At 68.0% G+C, this 12,245-nt stretch carries 4 protein-coding genes; 1 reads left to right on the forward strand and 3 read right to left on the reverse strand.

The annotated features are described in order from the left end of the window. Positions 1-89: 89 nt before the first annotated feature. Complete coding sequence (locus tag J7I97_RS36315; protein ID WP_214944218.1) at positions 90-509, reverse strand: hypothetical protein; 420 nt, start codon at positions 507-509, stop codon at positions 90-92. Further along, on the reverse strand, positions 509-6,661 hold the full coding sequence (locus J7I97_RS36320; RefSeq protein WP_308369343.1) for an RHS repeat-associated core domain-containing protein: 6,153 nt from the start codon (positions 6,659-6,661) through the stop codon (positions 509-511). Before J7I97_RS36320 ends, J7I97_RS36315 begins: the two co-directional genes overlap by 1 nt. 430 nt (positions 6,662-7,091) lie before the next feature. Between J7I97_RS36320 and J7I97_RS36325 the strand changes: the two genes are divergently transcribed. Next, complete coding sequence (locus J7I97_RS36325) at positions 7,092-11,411, forward strand: FG-GAP-like repeat-containing protein (RefSeq protein ID WP_214944223.1); 4,320 nt, start codon at positions 7,092-7,094, stop codon at positions 11,409-11,411. A 117-nt stretch (positions 11,412-11,528) separates the two neighbouring features. Here J7I97_RS36325 and J7I97_RS36330 read toward each other — a convergent pair whose 3' ends face one another. Next, positions 11,529-11,963: a hypothetical protein gene (locus J7I97_RS36330; protein ID WP_214944225.1), complete on the reverse strand. Its 435-nt coding sequence runs from the start codon at positions 11,961-11,963 to the stop codon at positions 11,529-11,531. Positions 11,964-12,245: the final 282 nt, after the last annotated feature.

Below are 12,245 nucleotides of genomic sequence, written 5' to 3' on the forward strand. Positions count from 1 at the left end.
CTCCTGGTCCCGGCCCGGTCGTCATTACAAAGCGACGAGGCCACAGCCCGACAGGCTGCGACCTCGTCACCCCACGCGTGATGACCGGGTCAGTCGGTCTGCCCCTCCCAGTTTTCCGGGATGAGCGGCGTCGGCATCAGCCGCACGAAGGCGAGCTGAGCCATGATCTCGAAGAACAGCGGCTCCGCCGTGCTGGCCGCGAGGGTCGGAAAGACGAACACCAGCATCGGCAGCACCAGCGCCAGCCGGAACCGTGTGACGTCCATCCGGGTGTGTGCCAGTCCCGCGACGATCGCGAGGAGCACCGACGGGACTCCGAGGAGCGGCAGCATGCCGAGGCCGATGAGCATGAGCTGGCCGAAGGAATCCTCCGACTCGATCACCAGTGCGATGACCAGCCAGGCGGTGATGTGGATGAGCAGATACGTCAGTGCGCATCGCCCGATCCGCCCCAGAACCCGGCGCATGCCGGGGCCGGGACCTGCCTCCGCCCGCGCGGCGTTCCGCATCAGCACCCCTTCACGCATTGCCCGTCCGTCCAGGTTTTGTTGATCTTTCCGCCCCAGAACGGCGCGGAATCGAGACCGGTGTCGCTTGCCATGCGATCCGTGGCGATGGTGCGCGGTGCCTGGTTGGTGCGGTACTGGACCACTTCCATATCAGGATAGGCGTCACCCTCCCGGCTCACCGTGACCGAGGTCTCCGTCGCCTTCACCTTGATCCGGGCGTCGACCGACCAGAAGTTGACCAGGCTGTTGACACCGTGCACACCCATGTCGAGCTGCTCCGGCGTCGTCTTGTGCCCCAGCGTCTCGTAGTTCACGACGTTGTCGCCGCCCCAGGTGTCCCCGGGCCAGCCGCCCACCTTCAGCGGGTTGGCGGGGAGCATCTTGCTCGGATCATCGACCATTCTGCTGCGCGCCAGGTGCCCCACGCCATCGGTGACGAGGTGCTTGCCGGGCGAGGTGTGCGACGCCGTGACCGTGAAGGTGCAGTCACCGGACTCGGTGTTCCAGTAGAGCGACATCCGGTACGGCTGGTTCGGATCGATCGAAGCCTCGCGGTCGTCACCCAGCAGCATCCCGAGCGCGGCCTTCTTCGTGTGGATGTAGAAGGTGATGCGGATGATGCCGCGGTTCGGCCCCTTGCCCACGTTGAAGGCCTTCCGGACCGACCCGGAGGGCTGGGTCCCCCAGCCGGCGTTCATGACCTCGTCGATCCAGTCGTCCACCGGCGGGTCCGGCGGCGGGTCCTGGGGCTTGTCGTCCGTGACGGGCATGCCGCCCCTGCACTCGATCAGGCCCTCCCAGCACTCGATCAACATGCGGCCCGTGGGGTCGCCGTTGGTGGTCGGGTTGTTGCTCGCGTAGCCGTAGCCCTGCGACTGCTGGGCATCGTTCAGGTCGATCTCGGGGTCGACGCTGATGAACCGGCCGGTGGCCGGGTCGTATTCGCGCGCGCCCAGGTGGACGAGCCGGGTGGCCTGGTCGTTGGTGCCGCCGACGAAGCCCTTGTCCCCCGTCCAGCCGGCGGGCTGGCTGCCGCGGGCCGCTCCGAAGGGAGAGGTCTTGCGGCGGGTCACGACCTGTGCGGCATCGGCGGTCACCTGGGTCGTGCCGGTGCCGTGGTGGTCCGAGAAGGTGAAGCTGAGCTTCCCCCCGGTCCGGACGGCGACCGTGCGGCCGTCCGCCGCGTAGTAGCGGGTACCCGTGATCGTGCCGGCCTTGCTCAGGTGGAGCTCGGTGCCGTACGAGAGGTAGAGCGTGGTTCCCCCGGCGTCGCGCGCGATGAAGCGCTGTCCGTCGGTGTCGTAGAGGTACCCGGCCTTCTCGGTCGTCCCCTCGGTCACGGACGCGAGGTGGCCCTCGTCGTCCCACTTGAAGGTCTCCGCCGCGGCGGCACCCAGCTTGCGGGTCTCGGTGTTGCCCGACTTGTCGTAGGTGAAGACGTCGTCGTGCGGGTCGGTGCCGGTCTGCGCGACCTTGGGCAGGTCGTGCTTGCCGGCCGTCGGCGCCGAGTAGGTCCGCTGGGTGTCCGCAGCGGGCCCGGAGGCGGTCTTGTGCTGCGTCTCCGCCTTGCGGTTGCCCACCGCGTCATAGGAGTACGAAGTCCAGTAGGCGTCCTCACCCCCGACCACGGCGGCCGACGGGTCGGCGCTGCACGCGGCGTTCTTGTCGGTCCACGCTTCGGTGACCCGGCGCAGGGCGTCGACCTCGAAGCACTGGGTGTCCGTCGTACGCGCCGTGTCCTGGCCGTACGACGTGGCGATGGAGGTGACGTTGCCCGCCAGGTCGTAGCTGTAGTGCGCGTCCTCGATGCGCTGCGGGGCGACCTCCCGGTCCAGGTAGCTGTCGGTCAGCGAGCCGGTGTGCTCGTCGAACTTGTGCGAGGTCGTCAGCGTCTGCCCGAACTCGCCGAACCTGCGGATCGCCTCGCGGCCGTAGTGGTCGTACGTGCTCTCGTTGACCAGCGGGTCCGCGCCGGCGCCCACGGTGTTCAGCAGGCCGATGACCGGGCTGTACGTGTTGGCCACCTTCTCGGCCGGCAGCCCGCCGACGGCGGGGTGCTGGGTCCACATCACCTGGCCGGTGTTGAGGTTGTAGGAGGTGGTCCACTTGTACACACCCGCCAGCGCGCCCTCGGAGTCAGGGATGGTCGTCTGGGTGACGACCGGCTGGTAGATGCTGTTGTACGTGGTGACCGCCGACTCGTACGCCTTGCCGCCGATCCACCGGGTGGCCTTGGACACCTGGCCCTTGGCGACGGTGTCGTACTCCCAGGTGGCGAGAGTCGTCGCGCCGTTCTTGAGGGCGGTGCGGCGGCCCAGCTCGTCGAAGTCGGTGTGCAGGGTCACACCGCGGGCGTCCAGCACGTCGGTGATCCGGTCGCCCGAGTCGTAGGTGCTCTTGACGAGCCCCTTGTCCGGGTCAGTGGCCTCGGTCTGGCGGCCGCGGACGTCGTAGGTGTACGTCCACTTGGCGCCCGTGGGGTCGCTGGTCTCGGCCAGCCTGCCGCGCTTGTCGTAGACGCGCCGGGTGGTCTGGGCAGTGGTGCGCGCCGCGTCGGCGTACTGCCTGACCTCCGTGGTGCGGCCGAGAGCGTCGACCACGGTGGTGACGGCGATCCCGCCCGCGGGCGGGATCATGGTGGTCGAGTCGCCGGTGTACTGGGTGACGGTGCGCTTGGTCTCGTCGCCGAACCTGCGGGGGATGGTGGCCGTGGTGCGCCCGGCGCCGTCGTACTCGGTGTCCGTGGAGGCCGGGTACTTCAGCTCCTGTGCGGTGACCAGAGCGGGCTCGGGAGCGCCGGTGGCGAAGAAGCTCCCGGAGTTCCGCCAGACCCGTCCGTGTGTGTCGTAGAAGGTCTCCGTGACCAGGCGTCCGGCGCGGTCCGGGGATTCTTTCTGCGTCTGCCGCTCGCGCAGCATGCCGTCGTGGAAGGAGTACGACACGGCGTACTTGGAGTCGTGTGTCAGGGTCTTCGTCGTCACGACGAGCGGCCCGTCGTTGCGCACCAGGTACTCGAACACCATGGTGGGGGAGTCCGGGTAGGTCGTGGCCGAGCGGGTCGGCTTCCAGACCTTGACCAGACGGCCCAGGGAGTCGTACGCGCTGCTGGTGACCTTGCCGTTGGCGTCGGTGACCTGGGTGGTCTGCCCGCGGTACGGCTCCAGCGCGGTGGTGACCGTGTGGCTCTTCGGGTTGGTGACCACGGTCTGCGTGGGCACCTCGCCGGTGGCCGGGGTGTAGGCGGTGCGGGTCACCTTGCCGTAGGCGTCGGCGAGGGAAAGCGTGCGGCCGTAGACGTCGAAGTCCGCGAGCGGGGTCGACGAGACGGTCGAGTAGCCGCTGCCCGAGCCGTTGATCTGCTCCTTCTTGGTGGACAGGCCCTTGGTCGGCGCGGCACCCAGGGCGCCGCCGTCGTAGTACTGCCGCACGTCGTCGATCACGTCACCGGGGCGGGAGACGGCGCTGCCGCAGGGAACGGCGACGACCTCCACGCGGCTGACCTTGTCGACGATGGGGCCGCTGCCGCGGGCGTACGTGGTCGTGGTGCACTTCTCGTCGCCCGCCTTGGCGGTGTCCCCGGTCTCCGACACGGTCGCGACCATGCCGTAGCCGTCGAACGTGCGGGTCACCTCGGTGGTGCGGGTTCCGCCGGTGACGGTCGTGCGGGTCGCCTCCTTCTCGGTGCCGGTCTTGTACGAGACCAGGTCCGGCAGGCCCGTGCGGCTGCGGGTGTTGCCCGCGGCGGAACGCCAGGGCGTATACGAGGTGGCGGAGACGAGCTTGTCCGTGTCGTCGCCGTTGTACTTGATGTTCTCCCGGACCATGCCCGCGAACTGGGGCCGGTCGGTGACGGAGACACCCGCGCTGTCCTTGACGGACGCGCCGTCGATACCGCGGAAGAAGCGCTTTTCCTCCAGGGTCCTCGGGTCGGAGGCGGCGCCGGTGCGGGTCTGGACCCGCTCGTAGCCGCGCGCCACCGAGTAGACCCGGTTCTCGGCCTTGGTGAACTCGTCCGTGTTCTGCGCCCAGGCGGCGCCGCCCAGATAGGAGTAAGTGCTCACCTTGTCCGGGGACTCGACCAGGTTGTCGCCCTCGACGACCTGGGTGACCACGTACTTGTTGAACCAGTCCTGCTTGGCGGTCTCACCCTCGTACGCCCACTTCACCGGGTAGCAGCGGGTGGTGTTGGTCCCGTCGGCCGGAGGGAGGGTGGTGGCGGTGCAGTCCGGCTGCGAGTACGTGACACCGATGGTGCCGCCCGTCTCGGTGTTGATCTGGTACATGCGCAAGCGGACGAAGGGCGCGAGGCCGTCGCCGAGCTGGTCAACGCGGTTGGCCCGCTGCTCGCCGGCGAAGGTGACCGCGGGGAGGGCTATCGCGGCGCCGCCCGCCTTGCCGGTGCGCTGGATGGACTTCAGCCACATCGGAGTGGAGATGCCGTCACCCGAGGCGGGGAAGTCCTGGTCCAGTGTCCAGGTGTCCACGTCCTTGTAGGCGCCGCCGGTCAGGATCTTGGTGGTGATGGTCTTGAGCCGCATACGCGACCAGAAGGTGGGCGAGTACTTGTCCTTGCACTCGGTCGAGCCGTCCTTGCAGTACAGGTCGAACGGGACGTCCGGCCAGTTCTTCGCGTTCGTCTCGTCGAAGGTGCCGCAGGTGGCCAGGCAGCGCTCGTCGACGCCGAAGTGCACCTGGCCCATGGCCTTGCCCGTGTACACCGCGTCGGACCGCAGGCCGTAGTCGATGCGCTCCAGGTAGCCGCCGCGGATGTACGGGGTGACCGTGGACTTACCGGTGGACTCGCTGACGTTGCGGCCGTAGTTGTTCGACTCGGTCTTCCAGTAGAACGCCATGGCGTTCCCGCGCGGGTCGACGACGTAGTCGAGCTGCCACCGCCAGGCCTGCTGGCACCAGCCGCTCGCGAAGGAGGCGTTGTAGCACGGCTCCCCGGCCTGGTTGCCGAAGACAGGGGCGGTCCAAGTGGAGTTGGTGACCGGGTCGTCGGCGGCGGTGCCGTTGTCCTTCCAGCCCGGAAGGCGGTTCAGGCCGAAGAAGTACTGGGTGCCGTCGGTCGTGGTGACCTTCCAGTGCTCACCCTCGCCGTCGACCCCCGCCGTGCCCTGGTCACCGTTCACGGCGCCGGTCAGCTTCTCGACCTTCTCACCGGAGTCGCTCTCCGGGACCCATCCCTTGTCCTTCTCCCAGACGAGCTCGGTGTTCTTGCCGCCGAGGGAGAGGGTGGCGTTGTCGTTGTACCAGCACTGGTCGCCGACCTTGGTGGTGTTGGTGCCACCGGTCTTGTCGTCGTTGCACGACTTGTAGCGACGCTCGATGAAGCCCGGCTCCCAGTCCCAGCCGTCACCGAGCCAAGAGGGCTGGCTGTTCGAGGCGGCCGTGCGGCCGTCCACGGACTGGGAGTTGTAGCCGAGTTCGATCTTCGGCTCAAGGCCGCCGGGAACCGTGGGCACGCCGATCGGGTGCGACCAGGTGAAGGCGCCCGTGGAACCGCCCGCGTTCCAGGATCCGGACGCCTGGAGGGAGGTCGCCTTGAAGTCGCCGGTGGCGCCGCCGGTCTCGGCGGTCGCCGCCATCACCGTGGCGGTGCGAGCGGCCGAAGTCTGCGCCGACAGCTTGCCGGTCTTGACATCGTTCGTCGTCGGTACCGGCTTCTGGATACGGCACTTCGGGTCGTCCGGGGTCGTCACGGCACAGGCGGGCAGCTCCACGAGCCGGAGCCGCGCCGCCCAGTCGCCGCCGTACGCACCGCGGAAGGAGGCGTAGTCCACCTCGACGCGGGCCGGGGCCGGCTCGTTGATTCCGTCGGTGCGGCCGACGGTCAGCAGGACGCCCTCGACTCCCGCCTTGCGGGCGGTTTCACGATCGGCGAGGGAGACCTTCACCTTGGCGGCGGACCGCTGGGCCGGCGCGCCCTGTGCCTTGCCGGATTTCTGCGGTCCAGGTGCCACGGCGGTCACGGACACCGGCAGGGATCCCGCCTTGCCGCCGGTGGCGAGGGGTACCTCGGCCGAACCCGCCGCCGGCCAGGTCACCTTGGGCTTGCGCTTGGTCCACGAATTCGCCGCGGCCGCGTCGGGCCGCTTCGTGCCGCCCACCGCGACCTTCTCGACCGGAACGGCCTTCGGCTGCTTCACCTCCGGCCGTGGGGCTCTGCCCTTTGTGTCGGCCGCCACGGCTGTCGCCGGCAGCAGGCTGACGAGGACTGCGGCGGCCAATGACGCCGATAGCCCCCGCTTATTAAAACGTCTCACGCCTTACTCCTCAAACGAATAAGGAAAAATATTTCGGCGCAGACTAACAGGATGCTCAAAGCCCTTTTTGGGGTCGAATAAATCCAAAGTGATCTTGGTGGTGTGAAGGGGATTTTTTCGCCAAGATCACGACAAAGCGCAAGGTGAGAGGGTGTGCAGCGCCGCGCCTGATCGGTAGAGTCGCGCGGCTGTCGACTATTGAGAGGTTTCCTTGACGCAGATAAGAAAGCACCGGGACGGGCCGGCGAGGCGCCTGATTGTGCGAGGAATTTCGCTCGCGCTGGTGGGTGGAATTCTTACTTCCGGTTTTCTCGTGTTGCCCGGAAACTCGCCGGCCGCCGTTGCCGCGACGACCGCCGATCCCGTCGCCGAGGGCTCGAAGAGCGAGGAGGATTTCGCGCTCGAACAGGCCAAGGCCACCGGCCAGCCCTACGAGCTGACCTCCGCCCGCACCGAGTCCACCGACACCTGGGCGCTCCCGGACGGCACCTGGTCCGTGAAGCGCCACGGCACACCGGTGCGGCTGCTGCGTGACGGGGCATGGGTACCCACCGACGCCAACCTCGCCTTCACCACCTCCGGATCGGTCGCGCCCAAGGCGTCCACCGTCGACGTGGCCTTTTCCGGCGGCGGCACCGGACCCCTGCTCACCGGCGTCAAGGAAGGCCGCACGCTCTCGCTGACCTGGCCGAACGCGTTGCCCACACCGACGCTCGCCGAGAACGTGGCGACGTATGCCGAGGTGCTCCCCGGCGTCGACCTCCAGCTCAAGGCGGAGATCGAGGGCTTCTCCCAGCTACTCGTCGTCAAGACGGCCGAGGCCGCCAAAAACCCCCAACTCGCCTCGCTCAAGTACAAGTTGGACACCGTTGGCCTGGACGTGTCCACCGACGCCGAGACCGGCAGCGTCAGCGCCGTGAATCCCGCGGGGCAGACGGTGTTCACCAGCCCCTCGCCCCTGATGTGGGACTCCACCACCGCCTCCAGCGGTACCGCCGCACCGACGGCGAGAAGCACCTTCAGCGCCTCGACCACCAGCACCACCAGCACCACCGAGACCACAGCCCCGGCCGACGCCTTCGACCCCGCGCCCGGTGCGCAGGACGCCCAGATGCCGACCACGGTCACCGGGGACACCCTGGAGATCAAGCCGGACCAGGCCCTGCTCACCGGTGAGCAGACTCAGTACCCGGTCTACATCGACCCCTCCTGGGCCTGGGGCGAGAAGCAGAACTGGACCAGGGTCTACAAGCAGTACCCGACCACCTCGTTCTGGAACACCAAGGACCCCATCCGGGTCGGCTACGAGGCCGAGACGGGCGGCTCGGACCGGATCTCCCGGTCCTTCGTCCAGCTCGACACCAGCGACACCCGGTACGCCCAGGTCAAAAGCTCAGTGTTCCGGATCCGCAACACCTGGTCCTGGTCGTGCCAGGACCGGCCGGTCCAGCTGTGGCACACCACCGGCATCACGAAGAAGACCACCTGGGCCAAGCAGCCCAGCAAGATCGGTTCGAGCCCGCTCGCGACGGTCGACGACGCCAAGGGGTGGAGCAAGGACTGCGCCGCCGGCAACCTGGAGTTCGACACCACAGCCAAGATGCGCGAGGCGGCCTCCAAGGGCTGGGCGAACATCACCCTGGGCCTGTACGCGGCAGACGAGACCGATACCTTCGGCTGGAAGAAGTTCGACGCGAAGAGCGCGATCCTCGAGACGACGTACAACACGCCGCCGAAGAAGCCCACGGGCCTCGGCACCAACCCGCGCACGCACTGCACCGCTGGCGGTTTGATCGGCAACACCCGCGTCAGCCTCTACGCGACGTTCGACGACAAGGACGGCGGCAACCTGACCGCCGAGTTCGAACTCTTCAAGGGCGCCGGCACCACGCCGCACAAGACGATGTCGCTGCCCGCCAACAAGGGCAAGGTCACCACTTGGGTGGTGCCGGACGCGGATCTGCCGACCGGCGACTGGACCTGGAAGGCACGGACCAGGGACCAGGACAACGCGACGTCCCCCTGGTCGGAGACTTGCAAGTTCACCATCGACCGCACCCGGCCCAGCAAGCCGCCAGTGATCACTTCGGCGGACAACAAGTTCCCGTCCGGTGAGAACGGCTGGCCCGAGGTGACCGGAAAGGCCCGCGAGCAGGGCCTGTTCGCCTTCGCGCCCAACGGCGTCACCGACGTCGACCACTACGTCTGGTGGACCGATTACGACCCGAACCCGAATGATGCCGAGCCCGGCGTCAAACCTCCTGTGCGCCCGCCCGGCTACGGCCCGCACTTCGTCTACGCGTACAGCGTCGACAAGGTCGGCAACCGTTCCGACGCGGCGACGTACCTCTACTACGCCGGCCGTTCCGTGCTGCGTGACGGTCCGACCGACCTCAACGGCGACACCAACGCCGACATCTGGAACGTCGACTCCAACGGCACGCTGCTGACCTACGCAGGCCAGGGCAACGGCGACTTCGCCGCGGCCACCAATGGCGGCAGGTTCTTCAACGGCGATGTGGAGTCGCGCGGTGACTGGCAGCAGGACGGCTACAACGACCTGGTCGCCCTGGAGTACGACTCCGCCGAGAGCCGGAAGCGGCTGTGGGCCTTCCGGAACAACGGAAGCGGTGTCATCGGCGAAGACGCCACCGAGCTGACCGTCACCTGCCCGAAGAACGACCCGGAGATCGGCTGCGAGGGCGACGAGAAGTGGACCGGCGACGACCACTGGTACAACGCCGAGCAGATCATCGCCGCGGGTGACCTCAACGGTGACTCCCAGCCGGATCTCCTCGTCAAGCAGGGCACGTTCCTCTGGGCCTACTACGGCAACCGCGCCACCTACGACCTCGACCTGGGCAACACGCGTGCTCCCGTCCTCGTCGGCACCGGCGACTGGGACAAGTTCACCGTGATCGCGCCGGGCGACGTCAACGGCGACAACGTCCCCGACCTGTGGATGCGCGAGGACGCCACGGGCGACATCTGGCGCTCGTACGGCAAGAAGGGCGCCAACGGTTACCTGGACCCGACTACCTGGGGCAACAGCGCGGCCCGCGTGAAGATCGCCCAGGGCTACCAGGCGTACGCGTACCCGGCCATCGGATCCGTCGGCGACGTCAACCGCGACGGCCTGGCCGACCTGTGGGCCCGCAAGACCGACAACACCATGCTCGGCTGGTACGGCAAGGTCCCCGGCACCGACAACAAGTCCTTCGGCTCCGTCTTCGTGATCGACGGCATCACCGGCGGCTCCCGCATCCCCGCGGGCACCACCCTGACCGGCGGGCAGTCCCTGGCCTCCCGCTCGGCCACGCTGACCATGCAGACCGACGGCAACCTGGTCGTCACCTCCAAGGCCGGCCAGCCCCTGTGGTCGTCCAAGACCGCGGGCAACGCGGGCGCCAAGGCCGTCATGCGGACCGACGGCAACCTGGTGGTCTACAAGGCCGACGGTGTGACCGTGGCCTGGGAAACGAAGACGCACGCCCCCGAGGGCTACGCGATCCTCCAGGACCGCGGCGACCTGGTCGTCTTCAACGTCAAGAGCCAGTCGCAGTGGAGCAGCGGCAGCTCGATCCGCCACGACTACAACGCCGACGGCTGCAGCGACATGGCCGACTGGTACGACTACGCCGACGGGCACGACGCCATCCACGACTTCACCACCAACTCCGACGGCACCTTCCAAGCGCCCAAGACCGGCTGGACGGTAGCGGCGGGCACCTGGACCGCGTCGGCGATGAAGCGCGTCACCGGCGACTACAACGGCGACGGCATCGGCGACGTCGCGGGCATCTACGGATACTCGGACGGCAGCGTCGCGTTCTACACCTGGACCGGCAAGGGCGACGGCACTTTCAACGCCCCGTTCAAGTCCTGGAACGTCGTCCCGGGCCAGTGGACCTTCGGCCGGATGACCCCGTACAGCGGCGACTTCAACGGCGACGGCCGCGACGACATCGCCGTCTGGTACGACTACGCCGACAAGCACGACACCATCTGGACGTTCACGAGCTCGGTGAAGGGCGGCTTCAATTCCCCCACCAGCTACTGGACGGCGGTCAACAGCTGGGAGCAGTCCCGGGCCAAGACCGTCACCGGTGACTTCAACGGCGACGGACGCGACGACCTCGTCTCCTTCTACGGCTACGCCGACGGCAGCGAGAAGATGTGGACGTTCAGCGCCACGGCCGACGGCAAGTTCGTACCCGCCGCCTCGTGGAACTCCACGACCTGGGGCGACTGGGCCCGTACGTCGTTCCACGCGGGCGACTTCAACGGCGACGGCCGCGACGACGTGGCGGCCTGGTACGACTACGTGGACGGCCACGACGGGATCATCGTGTTCCCGAGCAGCACCACCGGCACCTTCAGCGCCTCCTACACTGCGTGGACCGTCGGGCCGGACAACTGGTGGCGCGAAAACGTGAAGCCGGTCACCGGTGACTTCAACGGTGACGGACGCGACGATTTCGGCGCGTTCTACGGCTACGACGACGGCAGCGTCAAGATGTTCACCTTCACCGCCAAGACGGACGGCAAGCTGAACAACCCCGTCGCCGGCTGGTCCACCACTCCGGGCAACTGGACCCGCGAGCGGGCGCTCTTCCTGGAGCAGCAGAACTGAGTCACGAAGCACACGGGCACACCGCGGCCCGGCACACCGCGGCCCGGCACACCGAGGCCCGGGACGCATGCGTCCCGGGCCGCGGTATGTGTACGCGCCTCCTGCAGGTGCTCCGCCCTATCCGCTGTGGGGCGGCAGGAGTTGCTTCTTCCTGGCCTCCGCGATCCACCGGCCGGCGGTGGCTTCCGAGCGTGCCCATCGGGCCGCGATGGCGCGGCGGGGCGGGATTCCGTGCTCGATCGCCCAGTTGTAGACATCAGCCACCGCCACCGCGTGCTGGTCGCCGCCGCCATAGGGCCGGCCCTCCGAAGCCGCGGCGGTGGGCACCTCTTTGGCCGTCTCCTCCGTATGGGCCTCGGCGGCGGTCTTGAGCAGCCTGTCCAGGGGAAGGCGGCGGATGGACGTCGCCGTGACCGGTGACCCTTCGGGAGCGGATACGTAGAACCCGTTCGGCTTGGATCCCCCCGGCGGGTAGCCGATGACGAAGGCGTAGCCCTCGTACCCGGGCAGGTCCTCCACGGTGACCGCGTTCGTGGTGGTGCTGACCTTCACGTCCGCTGCCCTCCTTCCAGCTTGATCACCCACATGTAACGTGAGCGCGCAAATTGATCGTGGGCATGCCATGGTTTCGGCCGCCCCCGGCCCATGATGCCGCAGCGGCCCGCCGGGGCGCCTTCGCCGCTCTCCGCTTCCTTCCGCAATGTGATCGCTGAATTGTAAAAGATCCGTGCAACATGATCGGGGCTGTGTCATGATGGCGCCCGCGCCCCAGCTCCACGCAGCAGCACCGAGCAGGGGCCTCTTTCGCGCCTCCCACCTCCTAATGCTGTTGTC

This window comes from Streptomyces sp. ISL-87 (genome assembly GCF_018614095.1).
Classification (GTDB): Bacteria; Actinomycetota; Actinomycetes; order Streptomycetales; family Streptomycetaceae; genus Streptomyces.

Coding starts and splice junctions, on each gene's coding strand:
- J7I97_RS36315 (WP_214944218.1), bottom strand. CDS start 509: ATGCGGAACGCCGCGCGGGCGGAGGCAGGTCCCGGCCCCGGCATGCGC.